Raw genomic sequence first — 22,210 nt, 5'->3', positions numbered from 1 at the left:
TCACGGCACGACGTCGAGCGTGACGGCAGGATCGCGTCTCGGCACTCCCATCTCCGCAGCAGCCGACGCGTAGGCGCGGTACGTCGCGGCGTAACGGTCACGTGCGGCGCGCGCGGAAGCGACGTCTGATGGCCTCTCGACGTACGTCTCGTATCCGATGGTCCGACGCTCGTCCTCCTCGGCGGAGACGGCCATCGACCACCGCCAGACGTCCACGCTGCTCGAGGTCGCGACGTGCGTGAGGAGAACCTCTGCGGGAACCGGGACGATCGGCGGAGGCGTCGTGCGAGGTCGGACGAACAGCACGCGGAACAGCGTGCCCCACAGGCCGACGACACATCCACCCAGCAGCCCGACCACCAAGTTGGCGCCCCCGTCGACCGATCCCCACAGGGACCGTACGACGACGAAGCCGAGGGCCCCTGCCGTCGCGACGATCGCCATCCCGAGACCGAGATGCGTGATGAGTCGCAGACGAGAGCGTCGCCGGACGGCCAGAGGATCGTTGAGGCGATGCCAGCGGGGCAGCGTCTGATCCGTGACGCCGTTCCGATCCACGTAGACCAGGCCGTCCGGAGCGGTGAAGACGGGCAGGTCGAGCCGGGGCGCCGTCGTCACCGCGCCGGAACGGACGTGATGAGCCTGTCGAGGACACCCTCCCGATCAGCGAGCCACTCGGGCAACCACACACGCTCGACGGCGGGCCAGTGCATGAGCCCGCCGAGCACCTCCACGGGGAGGGCATCACGATCGGCGACCGTACCGCGCTGGGCCCAGCCAGGGCCGTCGAGGAGGACGGCCGTGGTCGCCCCGCCCGGCTGACCGGCGGGGGAGACCGCGAGGTCGACCTTGAAGTCGGACAGCCCGACGTTCGTCCGGACCTCGAGACCTCGAGCTCGGAGAGCCTCGGCGAGGTCCTCGCGGTGCAGATCCGTGCTGGTGGCCGCACGAGCGGTCGCGAGGACGTTCTCGGCTCCACGCTGCGCCAGCTCGAGGTAGGCCCGGAGATCTCGGATGCCCCGCGAGGTCGTCTCCTCTGCACGCAGGTCACCAGGATCGAAGCTCGAGAACAGGATCACCTGACGACGAGCTCGGGTGATCGCGACGTTCAGTCGACGCTCCCCGCCGAAGTTGGTCAAGGGCCCGAAGTTCAGGGGCAGGACGCCCTTGTCGTTCGCGCTGAACGCCGTCGAGAACAGGATGGTGTCACGCTCGTCCCCCTGGACGTTCTCGAGGTTCTTCACGAACAGTCCGTCGGTCGACGCGTCGAGAGCGTCCACGATCCGGTCGTCACCGGCATCGCGCAGCATCGACTCGATGAGGGTCCGTTGCGGGGCGTTGAACGTCACGACGCCGATCGAGGGCGTGCCGGTCGGGTCCGCCGCAAAGCGGTGACGGATCTCGGCGACGATCGCCTCGGCCTCGACCTGGTTCGTCCGCAGGGTCTTGCTGGGGCCCGACCGGAGGAACGTCCCCTGGACGCGCCGGAGCGTGATGCCGTGACCCCCGACGCCGTCGTCGACGGAGCCGTGTGCGGGAGCCGGGAACGACGTCAGTCGGTCCTCGTAATAGTTGCGGTTGCTGAACGCGATGAGGGACTCGTCCTGGCTGCGGTAATGCCAGGAGAGCCACCGGCTCTCGATGCGTGCCTGCTTGCACTCCGCCAGGATCGACTCCTCGTCCCGCGCGAGGACGTCCTCGATCTGGGCCTCGGCGTCTTCGTCATCGATGGTCGCCTCGGCGAACGACGTCGGTGGCATCTGCTTGCTGTCGCCGACGACGACCACGGAGGTCGCTCGGCCCATGGCGCCGACGGCATCCGCGACTCGGACCTGTGAGGCCTCGTCGAAGACGACGATGTCGAAGAGTCCTGCCTTCGCCGGGAAGAACCGTGCGACGGAGTCCGGGCTGACCAGGACGCAGGGGGTGATCTCGGCGACCAGATCGCCGTACGTGGTCATGATGTCGCGAACGCTCATCCGCCCGCGCATCTTGGCCACCTCGGCCACGAACTTTCCTGCCCGACCTTGGGCCGTCTGCTGGTCGAACTCTCGACGACCGATCAGCTGGGCCGGTATGGCCCGGGGAAGCTCCGCCCGGATGTCACGAGCAGCCGAGGTGTAGCGCTCGATCGACCTTCCTTGTCCGGCAGCATCGAAATCGTCCAGTCCGGTGGCGCGGGCACGTTCGTGCCTGCTGGCCGTCGCGAACCCGCGTTCGAAAGCGTCACTCGCTTCGTCGGCGGGCAGAGCGCCCGAGATCACCGTCGAGTACGCGTCGAGCAGCCCGAAGTCCCTGAGGGGTGCGACAGCTCGCCGCCACCGCACCCAGTTTGACAGGCTCACGCCGGTGGGCTGGAGCGGATCGCGCCCCGTGCGCGTCGACATCCATCGTTTCAGGAACGGCTGCATGCCCGTCCAAGCAGCCCAGGACGCCGGCGTCGTACCCGAAGCGTTCGTCAGCGACTCTGTCGCGTCCGCGAGGCGGGCCGCTCGGGAGGCTGCTTCCGGAACCGGCGCCTGCCGGCCGACCGTGATCCGCTCGAGGGCAACGCGGAAGGCGTGCCCCGAGGACTCACCGGTGTCGGCATCGGTCACCGTCGACAGCCACTCGAGCCAGGAGATCTGTGAAGCGACATGTGATCGATCAGCCTCGATGAGGGGATTCCAGCCCGGCCACACCGCGAGCCCGGGGACGACGTCGATCTGGGCGGCGAGGTGGCGGACGGAATCCCGGAGGGTGACGAAGCGGGCGGTCAACGCGGGCAGGGTCGCGAGGTCGACGGTGACGCCGGGTCGGGTCACGTGAGCGAAGGACTCCGCTACGGCGCGGCGCCTTTTCTTCCGCCCGAAGAAGCCGGAGGAATGAGCGACGGTCGCCTCGTGAGCGATCCGGTCGAGGTCGAGTGCCAGGACGTGGGGCTGGACGACGGTGAGCACGTCACCGAAGGCTGGACCGACCCCGTCGAGTTCACCGAGCAGCCGGCGGGTCTCACCCTGCCAGGTGGAGGTCCGCGCCTCGGCGAGGACCGCGTGATCGACCCCAGCGCTGCCTAGGGTCGCGGCCAGGGTACGGAGCTCGTCAGGCGTCGACACGGTGCCGAGCGCCTCGGCGAGAGTGTCGTCGGCTGTTGCGGCACCGAGCGCCTCGTCGAACCGGGTCACGAGGGAGAGCAATGCCACTTCGTCGAGGGCGTCGTCCGAGCCGACGTCCACGAAGGCCCAGGAGTGCTCGGCGGTCGGCCGCGCCCTCCCGGCGTGGTCGGCCAGTTCGCGCAGGGCCGTGCGCACGACGTGGAGGTCGGCGACGGACGCCGTGGCGGCGAAGTGCTCCGGAATGGGCAGCTCGAAAGGCGTGTGCGCCTGCACGAGTTCGGCCACATGGGCGGTGTAGAGGCTGTGGCCCGAGGCGTTGACGTCGTGCACCTGGGCGGCATAACGCGCCAGCCGACGACGGGCCGACTCCATCGTGTCGGTCGACCGCGCGAGTCCCTCGGCATCCGCCGACGCACGCTGCGCCAACGACGTCCGGAGGTGCTCCCTGAGGGGAGCAGGCTTGCTGCCCTTGTCATGGAGGTCGAGGGTGAACGGCCCGAGGCCGACGCTCGCGAGTCGCCGCTGTACGACCTCGAGGGCTGCCCGCTTCTCGGCGACGAACAGGACCTTCTTGCCGTCCGCGATGGCCCGAGCGAGGAGGTTGGTGATGGTCTGCGACTTGCCCGTTCCCGGAGGGCCCTCGAGCACGAACGTCCGCCCGGCCGATGCGGCCGCGACGGCCTCCGCCTGCGACGAGTCGGCGGACACGGGGAGCTTCGCGAGGAGCGCGTCGAGGTCGACCGTCACCGGCGCGTGAGGATCACCGTCGGTCGGAACCGACGCGTCGACGAACGGCTCGGTGGGGGACTCGATGAGGTGACGCACGAGGTCGTTGCCGGCCAGCGCCTCCCAGTTGTCGTCCAAGTCTTTCCAGAGTCGGAACTTCGCGAATTGGAGGAGCGCGAGGTCGACGGTCGGTTCGACGTTCGCCTCGATGCCCGACTCGAGGACGGCGAGCCGGGTCTCGGTCAGCACCCGCTGGATGTCGATGCCCGACGCGTCGGTAGCGGGGTCGGCGAGGGCCGGGATGCGGAGGCCGTGCTCCGCCCGGAGCTTCTCGAGCAGGCAGTAGTTGGGCGTCGAGGCCCCGGCGTCGTCGAGGACGACCTGGTAGCCACCAGACTTTCCCTTGGCACGAAGCGTGACGGGGACCAGGATTAGCGGGGACCGGACGGTCTTGTCCTTGACCTTCCAGACGAGCGAGCCGATGGACACGTAGAGGTTGTTGGCGCCGGTCTCGTCAAGGACGGTCTTGGCCTTGTACGCGAGTGCTCTGAGCAGTCGCGGGTACGCCTCGGTCGAGGCGTCCGTGTACAGCTGGTGCTTGGTGTGGAACAGATCGGCTCGGCTGTCCGACGACAGGTCACGTCCCCACCGGACGCCTCGCTGGGTCTCGACCGCGGGGAGGGCATCCGACGGCAGGAGCTCGAAGGCTTTGCCCCCGTTCAGGTAGTCCTCGAACTCGGCCAGACCTTCTTCGGCCACGTGGAGGGGGAACCGGGCACGGTCGGCGAAGTTGATCAACCGGTTGCGGAGGCTGAGGTCGAGGAGGGCGTTCTTCCAGCGCTGGACGCGGGCAGGCACGGGGGTGGTGTCTGCGGGGCCGGAATCGTCAGGACGCTGTTCGGGCACGTACGCCGCGGGCCGGGAGTGCACGGCTTGGTAGTCGACGACGACCACGGTGCCGTCTTCCGCTGCGACTCGAGCGGGAAGGGGATAGATGCGGCTGCTGCGAGCCTGGTACACATCGGTGATGCCGACGACACCGTCGAGGTCGCCCGACAGATGTTGTTCAAGAGGCGCACGTCGGACGTCGTGGAAGCCCACGTCGGCCGAGTCCTCGGTGAGCAAGGTCGTCTCGACGACCCGCGCGTAGTCCGTGCGGACCAAGTTCGGCAGTGCGAAGGCGCTCGTGGTCGCCGGGCTCGCCAACGACGTCTCTTCGCGCCAGTAACCCAGGAAGGCGTGACCCTCGACGACCACGAGCAGGGGGCGGATGCCGACGCGCTCGAGTGCCGCGGCCAGGGTCATCGTCGTGTCGAGGCAGGTGCCCAGGCGTCCGACGAGCACTTCGTGCGGCGTTCGGACCTTCTGGCCGTCGTCCGACCAACTGGCCGGAGGCGTGCTGTACCGGATGGACCGACCGCGCATGGCGGTCATCAATGCGTCGACGGTCGCGTCCACTCGTTCGGGGCCTTGTTGGTAGCCGACGAGTGCGCCGCTGCCGGTGGTCCGGGCGAGTTCGTCGACGGCCTCGGACACCAAGGACTCGAGAGCAGGGTGGTTCGGTTGGACGTGGGCAGCGAGCATCTCGAGTGACATCAGCGTGGGGCGCGCGAGCCACTGGTTCGCGGCCAGCAGGAGCACCTCGACCGTTCCTCGACCGAGCTCGACGTCATCGTGGACCACGGTGACGACCACACGAGCGGGCCGTGCCTCTTCGACGCCGAGCATGACCGATGGGTCGACCTTGATGTCGAGCTGCGGTACCAACGTCTCCGATCCTGCGACGAGATCCACGAAGTACTCGGTCGGTGCCCCGATCGGTCCCAGCGCGGACTCGATGCCCACGGTCAGACGGGCACCACGAGCGGTCGTCGTGGGGCTCGTGAGGGTGATGTCGGAGATGACCGTCAAACCGTTGTGTGCCATCGCGTAGCTGATGACGGGTGCACACGAAATGGTCACCGTGACCGTCGACGACGTGGTCGCGCGGGTGCCCGATGTAGGTGGTGCGTCCGGAGTGCCAGGGTTCGAAGTCCCGTCGGTCGATCGCGGGGCGATGACGGGTTGCGGGGTGGGGACCCGAGGCGGTGTCTGCGGAGGAGGGCTGAACGCCAGGGGGACGACGACAGCGGGGGCCGAGGCCGGTGCGGGGACCGGCAATGATTCTGTCGCCGGAGCCGGGCCGGCCATTCGCACCTGGAGGTCGCGGCGCAAGCCGGTGAGGGTCTCGCCGGCTTCGACCGCTCCGCAGATGACGAGCAGGCGCTGGGCCGAGTCGACGGCGCGGTAGGCGTCGTCGTCGCTGAAGGAGCCGTTGTGGGCCCACGCGTTGCGGACCTCACGCAGTTCGCCGGCGAGACGCGTGCCGGCACGGCCCAGAACGGTCTCGAACGGGCGCCCCAGAGCACCGAGCGGCTCGGTCATGGTGCGGAGGACGACCTGGAGGTCGGTCGCGGCGTAGGTCCCGCCGACGCGTCCGGTCGCCTCGTCACGTCGTTCGAGCAGTGTCGTCCAGCCCATCCCTGGCAACAAATGGGGCGAGAGCGTTCTCGACACGAACGGTTCGAGACCGCGAGCGAGCTCGGTGACTGCTCGTCCGACGAGTTCGTGGTTGGTGGTGCTCACGTGCGCCTCCCGGTGCGGTGTGCGGAAGACCTCGTCGATCGTCTCGTTCGACGATCCACCCTCGTTCCCCCTGGTGCTGCAGTCATCGTGCCATGCGGTGCCGTCATCGGCGGATGGAAGCGTCGGCGCCGATCGGCTCGCCCGGCATCGCGCGCGTACCGACCCACAGGCCGTCACGCGCTCGCGTCATCGCCACGTACAACTCGCGCCGGTCGAGGTCGCGGCGCTCGCGGTCGGTGTCCGAGGCAGGTGCCGGACTGCTCCCCAGCAGCGAGCTGTCGACCCGAGCGAGCACGACCTGCTTGAACTCGAGCCCCTTGGCGCGCTTGACGGTACCGACCTTGACGGCGTCGACGGGGCGGCCGTCGTAGCGCTCGAGCATGAGGACGGGGATGCCTGCCGTGACCAGCGCCTCCTTGGCTTTGGTCACCTGCCAGTGCGTCGTCGCCAGGACGCCCACGTCGCCCCACGACGTGCCGACGAGCCGGGTGACCTCCCGTACGCGCTCGACGAGCGCGGTGTCGTGGGACGCCCAGGAACGATGGCGGTCGAGCACGGGCCGTGGTCCCGACCGCGTCACCGTCTCGACGCCGTCGATGCGCTGACCAGTCCCCTCGATGTCGTTGTACTCGTCGCCGGCGACGACGGTGTTCGCGAAGGCGAGGATCTCGGCCGTGTTTCGGTGGTTGACGTCGAGCACGACACCGCGGCCGCTGAGAGAGATGCCGATCTCGGACAGTGTGTAGCCACCGGGGTAGATCGTCTGCTGACCGTCGCCGATCAAGGTGAGCCCGTCGGGCCGGTCGCCTACCAGGGAGTGCAGTAGCGACACCATCGCGCACGTGAGATCTTGTGCCTCGTCGACGATGACCGCCCCGTATCGTTCGAGGGGCTGGGCGCGAAGGCTGTCTCGAGCCATCAGGATGACGTCGGCGAAGTCGTGAGCGTTCCGTCGGCGGAGTCCGCGGTCGTAGCGCTCGAACAGAGACCAGACGTCACGGCGCTGCTCGATCGTCAGACGGTGGCGTCGCCCGACCCGCGCAAGGTCGGCGTACTGCTCGAACGTGCGGATGCCGCGTCCCTTGATGACATGGTCGATCTCGTCACGCCAGTAGCGTGACGTGGTCGCCGACGAGTCGAGCGCACCGCCCCGGCCCCCGGCGGCCCACGCCTCGGCGAAGGCAGAATCGGCCGCCTTCGCGTCGAGTCGCACGGTGCAGCCCCGCTCGGCCAAGAGGTCGAGAGCGAAGCCGTAGATGCCGCGGAAATCCACCGAGTCGGACGTGTCGGGCGCGAGGCGGACGAGCAGGTTCCCGAGGACGGCCGGCAGTGTCCGCACGAACGTCGTGAAGAGCACGCGGGTGCTACCGCTCCGGGCCAGGTAAGCGGCACGGTGGAGGCCGACGACGGTCTTGCCCGTCCCGGCCGACCCGCGGATGCGGGCAGGACCGTTGAAACTGCGACGGACGAGCTTGGCCTGGGCCGGATCGAGGAACGACATCCATTCTTCGATCGGTGCCGCAAGGATGCTCTCCAGTAGTGCAGCATCGATCTTGACGTCCCGGTCGTCCTGAGTGTCGACGGTCGAGGCCTCGGTCGGCACGAGCTGTTCGTCTCGGTGCGGGAGGATCGGCTCGGGCACCGTGACGTCGACGACCGTCGTCGAAGTGAGAACGGGGAAGTGGTCGAGCACGCGGCGGAGGACGGTGTCGACCTGCTGCGAGGTGAGCCGGTTGCCGGGCGACGCGAGGTGGGCGAGAGCGTCGCGCTCGCCGACGACCGTCACAGGCCCCACGGACTCCCGGATGCCCTTCTGCCCGGCGAGCACCGCGACGGCGTGCACCTCGGTCGGCGCCAGACCGACCTCCGCCAGTATTCCCTCAGTGTTGTAAGCGAGGTCGGCGAGTGATGCGAGATCGTCGGTGACGTCGGCCTGTCCCCGGAAGATGCGACCGTCTTGGATCGACACCTCCCGCCACGCCTTGGTGTCGACGATGTGGACACCCGACGGACCCACCACGATCAGGTCGACCTGGGCGCTCCGGCTCCCGGGCCAGGCGCGGTCAGGCAGCAGGTGGTATCCGAACGCGCCGAGTCGGGCGAGTTCTGTGGCGACACGCTTCTCGGTGACGCCGGCGAGGCCGAATCGAGCGGCGGCGTCTCGTGCGCGGGCCGCCTCCCGTTCGTGCGCTTCGGCGAGCGCTTGTTGGCGGTGTGCTTCGTCGGTGGCCGACCTGCCTGCTGCTGCCACGACCCCACCTACGCCGACTGGAGGAGGGCCCGGAGGGCGTCCTCGCCGACGATGGGGATGCCGTATTGACGGGCTTTCTGCGCCTTGCCCGACAGGCTGTCCGGGTCGGCGGCGACCAGGAGCGTCGTCTTCTTCGTGATGCCTGGCTTGACGACGACGCCCATCGAGGTGAGCGTCCGCTCGATGCGCTCGCGCGGTTCGTTCATCTCGCCGGTCAGGACGACGAGGTCGCCTGGTCCGAGACGCATCACCGCGCTACCCGACTCCGCGGCGTCGGCACGAGCGGCGTGCTCGGCCACGGCTGCCTCCGCAGCACGCGGGCTCAGAGCGGCGTCTCGGATGTCGGGTGCGATGTCGAGCATGATGGCCACTGCCGTGATGTCTGCCCGCTCGTCCTCGTTGAGGACGCCGTCGGCCCAGGCCGCGTCCACGAGACCGTCGAAGTACTCGTGGTGGAGCTCGGAGCGGCGCGCGGGACCGACGCCGATGGCTTCGCCGAGGCTTCGGAGTTCGTCGGTCTCCGAGACGGAGAGGAACCCGTCCGAGAGGGCACGGTCGACGACCGCCAGGTAGTCGAGTTCGCGGCCCGTGCCGGCGACAGGTCGGAGCCGGTCGGTCGTGAGGTCGAGGAATGACGTCGCCCTAGTCGCCCTGGGCGAAGCCGCGATGACGGTGTCCGCCACGGCACGACTGGTCGCGCCGGCCCAGTCGGGCGCGAGGGAGGCGCGAGTCGCCTCGCCAGCGTCGGCCTCGGATCTCCGGCGAGAGACCCAGGCGGAGGACGTCGCCCCTAGACGGCGCGCCGGCCAGGCGGCGCTCGCCGCGTAGTCGCCCCACTGGCCCCACCAGGACGACTGGTCGCGCCCGAGCTCGAGGTAGGCGGCGAGGAGCTGCGCGGTCGCCCGAGCGTCGGCGAGCGCCTCGTGGGCATCGACCAGGGGGATGTCGAAGGCCGCGCAGCAGTCCGCGAGCTTCCGCCCTGAGCCGGGCAGGTAGGTGGTGGCGAGCTTCATCGTGCAGAGCGCTCCCTCGTCGGCGACGGGCGACGTCATGCCCAGACGGGACAGCTCCGCCCGGAGGAAGGTCGTCTCGAACCGGGAGTTGTGGGCGACGAGGACGCGTCCGCGCAGGTGGTCGACGAAGTCGTCGGCGACGTTCGCGAACGTCGGGGCATCCCGCACGTCGGCCCCGCGCAGCTGGTGGATGTGCGTGGGGCCGAGATCGCGTCCCGGGTTGACGACGGTCTCGAACGAGTCCTCGATCGTGCCGTCAGGTGCGACGTTCACGATGCCGATCTCGATCACCCGGTGGTGGTACTGGGGCGAGAGCCCGGTCGTCTCGAAGTCGATGACGGCGTAGCCGTTGTGTGCCATGTTCGTTCCCCTGATCACGATCTGCCCCCTGGCGACAGGTCCATGAACCATGCTCACATGTGATCACGGTCCGGGAGAACACCGACGTCACCCAGTTGTGGGGACTGGTGCACGTCAGTCGAGGAAGAAACGACGAGCTTTCGCGCGGCTGTCCAAGAGGTCCTCGGGCTTCACGCCGACTGTCGATGCGAGCTCGATCGAGCCCTGAACCGCGGTCAGCACGTCGGGCGAGAAGGCACGCTCGAGAACCTCGAAGTAGTCCGACAGGCTCGCGGTCAGCTCGTCGATGAGCTGTGCGTAGTCGGCACTCAGCGACTCGTCCAGCTCGCGCTGAGCGCGGGCGTAGCCAGCGATCAACGCCATCTCGCGCGCGGACAATGAGGTGCGTGCGGCCTGGTACATGACCGTGCCGATCGTGTTCCCGATGACGGCGCCGAGAACCGGTACGGGGATGAGCGTCTGACCGATGAGGGACGACAGTGCGCTGACGGCCGTGTCGAGACAGAAGAGTTCGCAGTTCTCGATGAACTGCAGCTCGTCGATCTCACCTCGGCGGAGCTCATTCGCCAGCTCCGCCATGCCGACGGCGCTGGTGACGATCGAGCTGGCGACTGCCGAGGACGTCGCGGTGAAGTTCGTGAGCGAGTAGATCGTCAGTCCTCGGACGCTCCCCTTGGCGGCACCGAGGCCGGATACCCCCGCGATGTCCACCCAGTCGTCGGCCGTGAAAGCCCGCAGCTTCTTGCCGTCGCGCCGTTTCTGGACGACGGCCAGGACCAGGGCGGTCCCACCCTCCACGGCGGCGCTCAGCAGCGTCGCCTGGATGCCTTCTTGCAGGCCCGGTCGACTGTCGTCGTGGAGATCACGGCGTCTGCCCTCGTCGGTCTGCTTCAGGGAATCCTTCTCGGACTGCAGAGTCTCCTCGTAGGCGCCTCGCTGCGCCTCGCGGTAGTCCAGGTGGGACGGCTCGAGAGAATCGATGTCGACCGCGCCGGAGCCGAAGAACGTCTGGACCCGTTTCCAATCCGAGAGAGACGGGCCGTCTCCGCTGCGTGAGAGGGTGGTTGCGGCAGTCTCGGGGGTCATGGCGTGCAGGTCTCGGATCACATCGAAGTGATCCCGAGGAATCTGGTAGCGCCCCCCGTTCTTGACGTAGTCGGGGTATCTCTGGAGATGTTCGGTGATGGCGCCGAGTCCGAGGCGCCCACCTGCAGCCACGAATTTCTGCTGGATCGCCACGCCTTCACGCAGCAGGTCCACAGGACCGTTGTCGTTGACCCACTGATAGACGGGCTCGGCACCGACGATCCGGCGCTGCGCATTGCCGATGCCGACCTCGGCGACCTCGGCGATGAACCCGTGCATCCCCTTCGTTCCGCCACGGTTGGTGGTGACGACCTCGAGATCGATCTTCTTGACGGCCTGGTCGATGATCGAGAGGGCGTCGCGGAGGTTCTCGCCTTGTCGGGCCAGACCGCTCAGCAGGGTGTCGAGTCGCAGTTGGTTCAGATGGCCGATCCATGCGGCGACCGCCTGTTCTTGGTTGCTCTTCGCCAGACGGCGGGCGTCAGTCACCGTCCGGGCCTTGCTCGAGTCGCTTCCCGAGCAGGGCTGCGCAAGCCTTCGTGTTGTTGACCAGCGCAGCCAATTGGTCTTGCCTCGAAGGAGGAAGCGCCAGGTAGTCGGTGTCGAATGCGGCCAAGGCTTCGCCGTACAACCGCGCCAACGACAGTCGGATGGACGTCGTCTTCTCAAGGAGATCGGCGATCTCCGCGTCCATGCGTCTCACGATCGTGGTGTTCCTCTTGACCGCGGTCAAGGCCTCTTCTCGCGCCTCTCGATTCTCCAGTTTCTTTTTGGTCAGCAGGGCGATGGATGCGAGGAGCCCTGCTCCGGCGATGGTCCAACCGACAGGTCCGGCGAGTGCGAGCAGCGCACCTCCGGCTGCCGCGCCGCCCCCTCCTGCGGCCAAGGTTCCTCCACCGAGCCAGGCGAGGGCTGCGTTGGTCGCGGCGACCCCGGAAAGAGTGGAGATCGCCGTTCCGGTGGACGCCGTGCCGAACGTTGTGGCCACCCACAGTGCTGCTGTGGGGGCGAGGCTCGCGACAGCGGCGCCTGTGGCGAAGCCTGCTCCGGCGCCCATCGCCGACATCCGAGCGGCGTCAAGGTCTTTCCGGGCGAAGTCCTCGGCTGCGAGGAACTCCTTCTTGTCCACGTCGATCTGCTCGAAATCGGCCTCGAACGTCTTCGGGGTGTTGGCGACGCTGTTGACGAGCAGTTCGACGAAGTCGATTAGGTCCGTCGATCGTTCACGTTGTCCCAGGAGAGCGAGGCCCTTGTCGTTCATGAGCGTGAAAGCGTCGTTGTACTCGGCGATGGCGTCCTCATAGGGATCGTTCTTCTTGGCCCCGATCCTCTCGACGGTGTCGACCGCGACTTCTCTGAGATCGTCTGCCTGCTCGACGACCTTGGCCGACGCGTCGCGAGCGAACTTGCCGATCTCGCCGACCGTCCTGAACAGGTTGTCTTTGGCTCTCTCCGGCATGCGTGGTTCAGTCATCGTGCCCCCGATTCGTCTGTGGACAATGGTCCTGGAGTGAGGTTACCGACCGGGGGTGTCATCGCGACGTGGTCGCGCAGTCACCTTGCCGCAGCGATGCCGGCCCGGACGATCATGAGGCGCGACCACCGCGATCGGGACGCGCGCTCACCAGCCGGTGCACGAGCATCACCACCAGCAGCGCGACCGCGAACCCGATCGAGAGGACCGCGATGAGCAGCAACGGGCCGCCGACCGTCTGCACCCCGTCGAACCCGTCGAAGCCGTCTGTCGACGAGACCGCGACGTACCTGACCGGCGCGGACGGACGGGTGAACGTCCACCACGTGAAGGCCGTGTCCGAGAGGAAGGCGAACACCCCGACAAGCCCGAAGGCGAGAGCGGGTCGCCCCAGCGCGAGGCGGGGCGTGGTCGGGGTGGCCATGAGCTGAGACTAGGGCGCGGTCCGGCTCCGGACCGAGTCCCGCTTCGAGGGGCACGCCGGTCCTTCGGGGCCGACCGAGCCGGGCGAGTGGGCAGAAGATGCTGCCCGGCGGTCCTCGACGAGCAGGTTCTGCCCACTCGAGCCGTCGCGAGGGTGACGGGCGCGGGCGGGCCGACCCGCGCCTCCTGCTCGGACGTCGCCCTGCGAGTCGATCGAGTGGTCCGACAACGTTCTTCGTGGGGCGGGGAGGGACGAGTGGGGACCACTCGACCGAGACGAGAGGGCGAAGCCGAGGAGGCGCGGGTCGCGTCGGCGAGGCGCGCTCGTGTAACGAGTGGGTGAAGACTGCAGCCCGTGCACGCTGCAGCACGGGGACGCCCGCATCCGCGGCGGGCCGCGGAGAACGGGGGCTGCGGGGGAGCGCCGAGCCGCGCCTCCGGGGCTTCGGCGAGCTGGCCGCCGCCGCGAACCTCCCTTATCGTTCACCCGAACGATAAACGGAAGGCCATCCCCGCATGACACCGATCGTCCCCGAACACCGACACGCGCTCCGCCCGGCGCGAGGCGCCGACCGCGACGCGGGCCCGAGCAGCGCAGACCGCGGCGCACGCCCGAGCAGCGCCGACCACGGCGCCGGCCCGAGCCGCCGCACGGTCCTCGCCGGCGCCGCAGGGCTCGCCGGCCTCGGCCTGCTCACCCTCGCCGGCTGCACGCCCGCCCGCAGCACCCCGACCATCCCCGAGGCCGCCGCCACCGGCACCCCCGCCCGCGGCGGACGCCTGCGCATCGCGCGCCCGGCCGCCTCCGCCGCCGAGACCCTCGACTCCGCCAGCTCGCTCTCGGCCTACGAGTACCTCGGCGCCCTCTACAACCGGCTCGTCAAGCTCGACGACGCCGGCGTCACCGTGCCCGACCTCGCCGACGACTGGTCCGCCAACGCCGACGGCACGAGCTGGACCTTCCGCCTGCGCGAGGGCGTCCGCTTCCACGACGGCCGCCGCTTCACCGCCGCCGACGCGATCTACTCGATCGAGCACATCCTCGACCCCGACACCGCCTCACCCCAGGGCGAGGTGCTCGCCGCCATGATCGGCCCCGGCGGCATGACCGCCGTCGACCCGCTCACCCTGCGCTTCGACCTGCTGACGCCGAACGCCGAGTTCCCCTCGCTGCTCACCGCGTACCAGTGCTACATCGTGCCCGAGGGCAGCGCCGACCCGAGCCAGGGCGGCGGCATCGGCCGCACCGGCATCGGCACCGGACCATTCCGCCTGTCGAGCTTCGAGCCCGCGGGCACCGGCAGCGTCGAGGCCTTCGAGGACCACTTCGCCGGCCGCCCGGTGCTCGACGGCATCGACTTCTTCTCGATCCAGGACACCACCGCCCGCGTCAACGCCCTGCTCGCCGGCCAGATCGACCTGATCAGCCAGACCAACCTCGACTTCGCCACCGCCCAGGTCGTCAGCGCCTCGGCCGGCGCCACCGTCGCCCGCGCACCCGACGCCCAGTGGTACACGATCCCGATGCTCGCCACGAGCGCCGAGTTCAGCGACCCCCTCGTGCGCCAGGCGATGAAGCTCGCCTACGACCCGCAGGCGATCGTCGCCACCGCCCTGCAGGGCACCGGTTCGCCCGGCTGGGACAACCCCGTGCCTCCCTCGCAGGCCGTCTGGCTCGACGACCAACGCGCCTACGACCCCGACCAGGCCCGGGCCCTGCTCAAGCAGGCCGGCCGCGAGGGGCTGAAGACCGAGATCTACACCTCCAGCTACGAATCCGTCTTCACCCCGATGGCGGTCGCCTACCGCGACGCCGTCCGCGACGCGGGCATCGACCTGACCGTGCGCAACGCCTCGTCGGACTCGTACTACACGCAGATCTGGATGCAGAAGCCGCTCATGGTCAGCTACTGGTTCACCGGTCGCCCGATCGACCAGCTGCTCAACCAGATCTTCCGTACCGGCTCGTCGTACAACGAGAGCGCCTGGTCGAACCCGACCTTCGACGGGCTGCTCGACGACGCCCGCGCCGAGATGGACGACACGCGCCGCATGACGCTCTACCAGGATGCCCAGCGCATCGTCGTCGAGGACTCCGCCGACATGACCCCCATGTTCGGCGACCGCCTCGTCGGCCTGTCGCGGAACGTCCTGAACTACCGCGAGTTCGGCTTCGAGTTCGACTACCTGCAGATCGGACTCCGCGCATGAGCCCCACACCGACCGCCAGCCGCCCGAACACCAGCGGCACGACCGCCGACGGCAAGACCGCCAGGAGCCCGCACACCGGCGGCCCGCACCCCACGTCCGCGGTCGCCGCGACCCTGATCGTCGTCGCCCGCCGCGTCGGCACGGCCCTGCTCACCGTGCTGCTCGCCTCGTTCTTCGTCTTCTTCGCGGTGCAGGCCCTGCCCGGCGACGTCGCGCAGCAACTGCTCGGCCAGGACGCCACCCCCGACGCCGTCGCGGCCCTGCGCGAGACGCTCGGCCTCGACCAGAACGTCTGGGTCCGCTACGGCCAGTGGCTGCTCGGTGCGGCGCACGGCGACTTCGGCGTCTCGCTGGTCAGCGGCCTGCCGGTCGGCCCCGACCTGTTGATCGCCTTCCGCAACAGCATGCTGATCGCGCTGCCCGCCATGATCGTCGGCGTCACCCTGTCGCTGACCCTCGGCGTCATCGCCGGCGTCCGCCGCGGCCGTCCGAGCGACCACGCGATCTCGCTGATCAGCCTGGTCGTCATGAGCGTCCCCGAGTTCATGGTCGCCACCGTGCTCGTGCTGCTGTTCGCCATCGCGCTGCCGATCTTCCCGGCGGTCGTCCTGCGCGGCCAGGACGCCACGGTCGCCGAACTGCTGCCCAGCATCTGGCTGCCCGTCATCGTGCTGACCCTCGCCATGGCCGCGTACATCGTGCGGACCGCCCGCTCGTCGACGATCGACGTGATGGCGAGCGAGTTCGTCACGACGGCCGAACTCAAGGGCCTGTCGACGCGCCAGGTCGTCTGGCGTCACGCCGTGCCGAGCGCCCTGCTGCCGACGCTCAACGTCGTCGCGCTGAACGTCGCCTGGCTGCTCGGCGGCGTCGTGGTCGTCGAGAACGTCTTCAACTACCCGGGCATGGGCAAGCTCATGCTCGAGTCCGTGTTCAACCGCGACCTGCCGACGATCCAGGCGATCGCGGTCGTCAGCGCCCTCGTCTACGTGGTGTGCAACCTCGCCGCCGACCTCATCGCGCTGGCCCTCGACCCGAGGCTGCGCACCCGACGGAAGGCCCGCTCATGAGCCCCGCACGCGACCGGACCCCGCCCGCCGACAGCGGCGAGGGCGGCACCGGACACCGCACCGCCGAGGAGGCGCGGGTCGCCACGACCGCGGACCCCGCCACCCCGGGCGCGCAGGTCGGCGGCCCGGCATCGGCCGCACCGCAGGCCGCGGGCGGCTGGCCGAGGCGACTGCGCGCGAGCGCGACGTCCCTGACCAGCAGCCTCAGCGCCTCCTCGGCCCTGAGCATCGGGCTCGGCCTGATCGCCCTGCACGTCCTGCTGGCGCTGCTCGCCCCGGTGCTGACCGGCCACGACCCGGTCGCCACCGACTCGGGAGCCGCCCTGACCGGCACCAGCTGGTCCCACTGGCTCGGCACCGACCAGTACGGCCGCGACATCCTGTCGCGCACGCTGAACGGCGGCCGGTACGCACTCGTCGTCACCTTCCTCGCCACGACGATCGCGGTCGGCATCGGCACCGTGCTCGGTTGCGTCACCGCCTACGCCGACAACTGGTTCGACGAGGTCGTCATGCGCATCGTCGACGCCCTGCTCAGCGTGCCGTCGATCCTGGCGCTGCTCGTCGTCGTGACCGTGTTCGACTCGGGCCTCTGGGTGATCGTGCTCGCCGTCACCGTGATCTACGCGCCGGCCGTGACCCGCGTCGTCCGCGGTGCCGCCCGCACCGTGATCACGCAGGACTACGTGACCGCCGCCCGCGCCCGCGGCGAGAAGCCGCTGAGCATCGTGTTCCGCGAGATCGTGCCCAACGTCACCGACGTGGTGCTCGTCGAGTACGCGATGCGCGCCTCCTGGATCGTGCTGCTCATCTCGACCCTGTCGTTCCTCGGGTTCGGCGCCAACCCGCCGACGCCCGACTGGGGCCTCATGGTGCAGGAGAACCGCACCGCCCTCACCGTCGTCCCGTGGGGCACGCTCGCCCCCGTCGTCGCCCTCGCCACGCTCGTCATCGGGCTCAACCTCAGCGCGGACGGGCTCAGCAAGTCGCTGGGCGTCGACCGCGCACAGAAGGGGGCGGTCTCGTGAACGAGCCCCTCACCACCGCCGGTACGACCGCAGGAGGCGCGGGTCGCCTCGTCGACGTCGCCCCCGATCCCGTCGTCCGCGTCGACGACCTCTCCATCTCGTACGCCGCCGGTCGCCGCGAGGTGCCGGTCGTGCGGGGCGTGAGCTTCGACGTCGCCGCCGGACGCGCGCTCGGCCTGGTCGGCGAGAGCGGCAGCGGCAAGTCCACCGTCGCCCGCACCCTGCTCGCGCACCTGCGGCGTGGGTCGCGGGTCGTGTCGGGCAGCGTCCGCGTCGCCGGGGACGACGTCTTCGCCCTCGACGAGCGGGCGCGCCGGGCCCTGCGCGGTGGCACGGCGGCCCTGGTCGCCCAGAACGCCGGTCAGGCGCTCACCCCGTCGATGCGCGTCGGACGCCAGCTGCGCGAGGCGCTCGAGAGCCACGGCCTGCCCGGAGGCGACGACCGCGTGCTGGAACTCGTGCGCCACGTCCGCCTGCCCGACCCCGAGACGATCGTGCGGCGCTACCCGCACCAGCTGTCGGGTGGGCAGCAGCAGCGCGTCGCGATCGCCATGGCCATCGCGGCCCGCCCGAAGCTGCTCGTGCTCGACGAACCGACCACTGCACTGGACGTCGTCACGCAGTCGGCCGTGCTCGAGCTGATCCGCGACCTGGCGGTCGAACTCGGCATGGCGATCGTGCTGGTCAGCCACGACCTCGGCGTCGTGTCGACCATGGCCGACGAGATCGCTGTCATGCACGAGGGCCGGATCGTCGAGCACGCGCCGACCGCGTCGCTCTTCGCGGACCCGCAGCACGAGTACACCCGCGAGCTGCTCGCGACCATCCCGCGCGTGCACGCCGACGCCAGCGCACCGCGTTCCGTGCACGGCACCGCGACCAGTCACGGTGTGCAGCACGAAACGCGGCGCGACGCGGACGCCGCACCCGCAGGAGGCGCGGCGCAGGAACCGGGGACTGCACCCGGCACCGCGCTCGGCGAGGTGGTGACCGACGTCACCGCACAGCGTTCCGTGCACGGCACCGCGACTAGTCGAGGTGTGCAGCACGAAACGCGGCGCGACGATCCCGCGGCACCCGCGGCATCCGCCACGGGGCCGGTCGTCACGGCGAGCGACCTCGTCGTCCGGTACGGGCGTGGCCTACCCGCCGCGGTCGACGGCGTGTCGTTCACCATCGGCCGCCGCGAGACCCTCGCCGTCGTGGGGGAGTCCGGCAGCGGCAAGTCGACCCTCGCCACGGCCCTCGCCGGGCTGATCCCCGCCGAGTCGGGCCGGTTCGCCTTCCACGGGGCCGACGGGGTCGAGAGCGACCTCACCCGGCCCGTCGCCGGGCGCACTTCGACGCTGCGCCGGTCGATCCAGCTGATCTTCCAGAACGCCGACACCTCGCTCAACCCCCGCCGCACCGTCGGCGCCGCGATCGCCCGACCGCTCAAGCTCTTCACGGGCGAGTCGAGCCCCGAGCGCGTCGCCGAGCTGCTCGTCGAGGTCGGACTGCCGCCCGAGTTCGCCTCGCGCCTGCCCGCCCAGCTCTCGGGTGGCCAGCGCCAGCGCGTCGGCATCGCCCGGGCGCTCGCCGCCGGGCCCGAGCTGATCATCGCCGACGAGATCACGACGGCGCTCGACGTCCGCGTGCAGGCCGGGGTGCTCGACCTGCTCGCGGGGCTCCGCGACGAGAAGGGGCTCAGCTGCCTCTTCATCAGCCACGACCTGGCGGTCGTCCGCGGAGTCGCCGACCGGGTCGCCGTCATGACCGGCGGCCGGATCGTCGAAGTCGGCCCGACCGAACGCGTCTTCCAGGGGCCGAACCACCCGTACACGCGCACCCTGCTCGACGCCACCCTCGACCCGGGCACGACCGAGCTGCCCGACGTGGGCGACGCCCGGCCCCGCTGGCGGGACGCCGACGGCTGGGACGACCACGGCGACGGACACCACGTGAAGCGCTGGGAGGCGATGTGAGCACGAGCGGCCGACCCGACCCGGGCTTCCGAGGCGACGAGCGGGGGGACGGCGCACGCGACCCGCGCCTCCTGGGCGACCCGCGCCTCCTGCAGGAGCCCGCGTGGGCCGGGGGAGTCCGCACCCTCGGAGCCCCGCGCGCCGACCTCGCCGACGCCCCCGGGCGGCAGGATTCCGACCGCCCGCACGGCAGCGGCCCGCTCGAGGTCGAGGTGCGCGACGAATGGGTGCCGATGCCCGACGGGACGCGACTGCACGCCCGCATCTGGGCCCCCGTGGTCGACGAGCCCGTGCCGGTGCTGCTCGAGTACCTGCCCTACCGGCTCGACGACTGGACGGCTCCGCGCGACAGCGAGCGGCACCCCTGGTACGCCGCGCACGGTTACGCGTCGGTGCGGGTCGACATCCGCGGCACGGGGTCGAGCGACGGCCTCTTCGACGACGAGTACTCGGTGCAGGAGCTCGACGACGGCATCGCCCTGATCGAGTGGCTCGCCGCCCGGCCCTGGTCGACCGGCGCGGTCGGCGCGTTCGGCATCTCGTGGGGCGGGTTCAACGCGCTGCAGCTCGCCGGGCGGGCTCCGGCGGCGCTCAAGGCGATCGTCACCGTCTGCTCGACCGACGACCGCTACGACAACGACGTGCACTACATGGGCGGCGCCGTGCTCGGCATCGACATGGCGTCGTGGGGCGGCACGATGTTCGCGTTCAACTCGCGCCCGCCGCGACCCGAGGTCGTCGGCGCCGACTGGGTCGCCCGGTGGCGCGAACGCCTCGAACACAACCGACCGATGACGACGACGTGGCTCTCGCACCAGGAACGCGACGACTACTGGCGGCACGGCAGCGTCTGCGAGGACTACTCGTCGATCACGGCCGCCGTCCTCGCCGTGGGCGGCTGGGCCGACCCGTACCGCGACGCCGTGCTGCGGCTGGTCGAGAACGTCGACGCACCGGTCAAGGGCATCATCGGGCCGTGGTCGCACCAGTACCCGGATCGCGGCCTGGCGCCCGGCCCGGGCATCGGGTTCCTGCAGGAGACCCTGCGCTGGTGGGACCGCTGGCTGCTCGACTGCCCCAACGGCGTCGACGCGGAGCCCGCGCTGCGCGCCTGGATCAACGACTCCGAGCCGCCGGCGACGTACTTCGCCGAGCGGACCGGGCGCTGGGTCGCGGCCTCGACCTGGCCCGCTCGCGAGTCCGAGGACCGGGTCGTGCCGCTGGACTCTCTGCGTGGCGGGGCGGACGGCCCCGTCGTCGTGCGCTCGCCGCAGAGCACCGGCCTCGACGCCGGACGCTTCTTCCCGTTCGGCAACGCGACCGACCTGCCGCCCGACCAGCGCGCCGAGGACGGCCGCTCGGTCTGCTTCGACCTGCCGGTCGACTCGCCGCTGGACGTCCTGGGCAGCGTCGTCGCCGACCTCGCCGTGGCGAGCGACGTGCCCGACGGCACCGTCGTCGTGCGCCTCTGCGACGTCGCCCCCGACGGTTCGTCGACGCTCGTCACCCGCGGCGTGCTCAACCTCAACAAGCGGAACGGACGCGACCGCGCCGACGACCCGATGGAGGCGCGGGTCGAGCAGGTCGTGCGCGTCGCCCTGGTCTCGACCGGGCACTCCTTCCCGGCCGGCCACCGCCTCCGGATCGCCGTGTCGAGCGCCTACTGGCCGTGGGTCTGGCCGCACCCGGTCGAGGCGACCCTCACGCTCGACCCGACGCGCAGCAGCGTGACGCTGCCCGTGTGGACGCGCGGGCCCGGCGACGGGTCGGCGGAGCACCCGGTCGACGACGGCGTCGCGTTCGAGGCGCCCGAGCGGGCCGAGCCCCTGGCCGTCCGCGCCCTGCCGCCGGCCACGGACCTGCCGCAGCGCAGCGTCTCGCACGACGTCGGTACGGGCGAGTGGGTGCTCGACGTCGACCCCGGCTACGGCGGCGGACGCGAGTACCCCGACGGCCTGGTCTTCACCGAGGACAGCCGCGAGACCTACCGCATCGTCGACGGCGACCCGCTGTCGGCGTCGGCCGAGTCGCGCTGGGCGATCGGACTCGAGAAGCCGACCTGGAAGGCGTGGCTCGAGACCACGTCGCGCGTCACGGCCACGGCCGAGGCGTTCCGGGTCGAGAACACCGTTCGCGCCTGGGCCCGGGACGGCGGGCCCGGGGCCGAGACGGTGCTCGTCGCCGACCGGACCTTCGACGAGCTCGTGCCCCGGACGTCGGCGTGAGCGGCGCGGGCGGCGGCGGCGTGAGCGGCGTGGCCACCGGCGGCGCGGGCGTGCGGCAGAAGCCGGTCGTCCGGCGGGCGTCGATCGTCGAGGCCGCCCGTGAGGTGATCGTCCGTGAGGGCATGGGCGCGACCCGGCTGCGTGACATCGCCGCGGCGGCCGGGGTCTCGGTCGGCACCGTGACCTACCACTTCGACGGCGTCGCCGAGATCCTCAACGAGGTCGTCGTGCTCGAGACCGCCCGGTTCTACTCGTCGATCATCGAGGCGGTCGACGTCGAGTCCGACCCGGTCGTGGGGGTGCGGATGCTCGTCGAGCCCCTGTTCGCCGACACCGACGCGACCGACGAGCACTGGCGGCTCTGGTCCGACTACTGGACGGCCGTGGCGCGCAAGCCCGCGGTCGCCGCCGAGTACGTCGAGCGCATCCGCGTGTGGGAGGCCTGCCTGACCCGTACGCTCCGCCGCGGGGTCGAGCAGGGCCGGTTCGCGACGGCCGACCCGTCGGCGCTCGCCCTCAAGCTCGCCGCCTACAGCGACGGCCTCGCGACCCAGCTCGCCCAGAAGGCCCCCGGCCTCACGCCCGGCCTCGCGCTCGACTGGATGTGGACGCTGCTGCAGCACGAGACCGGGGCGTCATTCCGGGGATGACCCGCGCCT

13 protein-coding genes are annotated in these 22,210 nt (G+C 70.4%); 6 read left to right on the top strand and 7 right to left on the bottom strand.

Annotated features, from left to right (window positions below):
* The 7 genes from ARTHRO9V_RS00810 to ARTHRO9V_RS00780 all read right to left on the bottom strand — a co-directional run bounded on the left by ARTHRO9V_RS00810 (nt 1) and on the right by ARTHRO9V_RS00780 (nt 13,054).
* Nucleotides 1-618 carry a hypothetical protein gene (locus tag ARTHRO9V_RS00810; RefSeq protein WP_159824925.1) on the bottom strand — a complete coding sequence of 206 codons (618 nt, stop codon included), beginning with the start codon at nt 616-618 and terminating at the stop codon, nt 1-3.
* Nucleotides 615-6,446 (bottom strand): DUF4011 domain-containing protein, encoded by a 5,832-nt coding sequence (locus tag ARTHRO9V_RS00805; RefSeq protein ID WP_159824923.1) that lies wholly within the window; start codon nt 6,444-6,446, stop codon nt 615-617. The genes ARTHRO9V_RS00810 and ARTHRO9V_RS00805 overlap by 4 nt, the downstream gene beginning before the upstream one ends.
* 103 nt (nt 6,447-6,549) lie before the next feature.
* A complete protein-coding gene (locus ARTHRO9V_RS00800) occupies nt 6,550-8,697 on the bottom strand; it encodes a nuclease-related domain-containing DEAD/DEAH box helicase (RefSeq protein ID WP_159824921.1) in 2,148 nt (715 codons plus the stop codon).
* A gap of 8 nt (nt 8,698-8,705) precedes the next feature.
* Nucleotides 8,706-10,070 (bottom strand): exonuclease domain-containing protein, encoded by a 1,365-nt coding sequence (locus ARTHRO9V_RS00795; protein ID WP_159824919.1) that lies wholly within the window; start codon nt 10,068-10,070, stop codon nt 8,706-8,708.
* A gap of 114 nt (nt 10,071-10,184) precedes the next feature.
* A complete protein-coding gene (locus ARTHRO9V_RS00790; protein ID WP_123569929.1) occupies nt 10,185-11,645 on the bottom strand; it encodes a hypothetical protein in 1,461 nt (486 codons plus the stop codon).
* Nucleotides 11,638-12,615, bottom strand: a complete 978-nt coding sequence (locus tag ARTHRO9V_RS00785; RefSeq protein ID WP_158612818.1) for a hypothetical protein — start codon at nt 12,613-12,615, stop codon at nt 11,638-11,640. The genes ARTHRO9V_RS00790 and ARTHRO9V_RS00785 overlap by 8 nt, the downstream gene beginning before the upstream one ends.
* Nucleotides 12,616-12,742: 127 nt before the next feature.
* Nucleotides 12,743-13,054, bottom strand: coding sequence for a hypothetical protein (locus tag ARTHRO9V_RS00780; RefSeq protein WP_123569931.1), 312 nt, complete (start codon nt 13,052-13,054; stop codon nt 12,743-12,745).
* A gap of 515 nt (nt 13,055-13,569) precedes the next feature.
* On the opposite strand from ARTHRO9V_RS00780, the gene ARTHRO9V_RS00775 reads away from it, so the two are divergent.
* The 6 genes from ARTHRO9V_RS00775 to ARTHRO9V_RS00750 are packed head-to-tail and all read left to right on the top strand — an operon-like array spanning nt 13,570 to nt 22,201.
* A complete protein-coding gene (locus ARTHRO9V_RS00775) occupies nt 13,570-15,264 on the top strand; it encodes an ABC transporter substrate-binding protein (protein WP_159824917.1) in 1,695 nt (564 codons plus the stop codon).
* Entirely contained in the window at nt 15,261-16,334 is a 1,074-nt protein-coding gene (locus ARTHRO9V_RS00770) for an ABC transporter permease (RefSeq protein ID WP_159824915.1), read from the top strand. Before ARTHRO9V_RS00775 ends, ARTHRO9V_RS00770 begins: the two co-directional genes overlap by 4 nt.
* Nucleotides 16,331-17,362, top strand: coding sequence for an ABC transporter permease (locus tag ARTHRO9V_RS00765; RefSeq protein WP_236556824.1), 1,032 nt, complete (start codon nt 16,331-16,333; stop codon nt 17,360-17,362). Before ARTHRO9V_RS00770 ends, ARTHRO9V_RS00765 begins: the two co-directional genes overlap by 4 nt.
* Nucleotides 17,359-19,326: an ABC transporter ATP-binding protein gene (locus ARTHRO9V_RS00760; protein WP_159824913.1), complete on the top strand. Its 1,968-nt coding sequence runs from the start codon at nt 17,359-17,361 to the stop codon at nt 19,324-19,326. The genes ARTHRO9V_RS00765 and ARTHRO9V_RS00760 overlap by 4 nt, the downstream gene beginning before the upstream one ends.
* Complete coding sequence (locus ARTHRO9V_RS00755; protein ID WP_236556822.1) at nt 19,323-21,551, top strand: CocE/NonD family hydrolase; 2,229 nt, start codon at nt 19,323-19,325, stop codon at nt 21,549-21,551. The genes ARTHRO9V_RS00760 and ARTHRO9V_RS00755 overlap by 4 nt, the downstream gene beginning before the upstream one ends.
* Nucleotides 21,548-22,201: a TetR/AcrR family transcriptional regulator gene (locus tag ARTHRO9V_RS00750; protein WP_236556819.1), complete on the top strand. Its 654-nt coding sequence runs from the start codon at nt 21,548-21,550 to the stop codon at nt 22,199-22,201. Before ARTHRO9V_RS00755 ends, ARTHRO9V_RS00750 begins: the two co-directional genes overlap by 4 nt.
* Nucleotides 22,202-22,210: the final 9 nt, after the last annotated feature.

This window comes from Frigoribacterium sp. 9N (genome assembly GCF_902506305.1).
GTDB lineage: Bacteria > Actinomycetota > Actinomycetes > Actinomycetales > Microbacteriaceae > Frigoribacterium.
Note: the sequence above shows the minus strand (reverse complement) of the source record. Positions and strands in the feature narration are given on the sequence as shown.

Coding starts and splice junctions, on each gene's coding strand:
- ARTHRO9V_RS00795 (WP_159824919.1), bottom strand. CDS start 10,070: ATGGCACACAACGGCTACGCCGTCATCGACTTCGAGACGACCGGGCTC.
- ARTHRO9V_RS00785 (WP_158612818.1), bottom strand. CDS start 12,615: ATGCCGGAGAGAGCCAAAGACAACCTGTTCAGGACGGTCGGCGAGATC.
- ARTHRO9V_RS00780 (WP_123569931.1), bottom strand. CDS start 13,054: ATGGCCACCCCGACCACGCCCCGCCTCGCGCTGGGGCGACCCGCTCTC.
- ARTHRO9V_RS00775 (WP_159824917.1), top strand. CDS start 13,570: ATGACACCGATCGTCCCCGAACACCGACACGCGCTCCGCCCGGCGCGA.
- ARTHRO9V_RS00770 (WP_159824915.1), top strand. CDS start 15,261: ATGAGCCCCACACCGACCGCCAGCCGCCCGAACACCAGCGGCACGACC.
- ARTHRO9V_RS00765 (WP_236556824.1), top strand. CDS start 16,331: ATGAGCCCCGCACGCGACCGGACCCCGCCCGCCGACAGCGGCGAGGGC.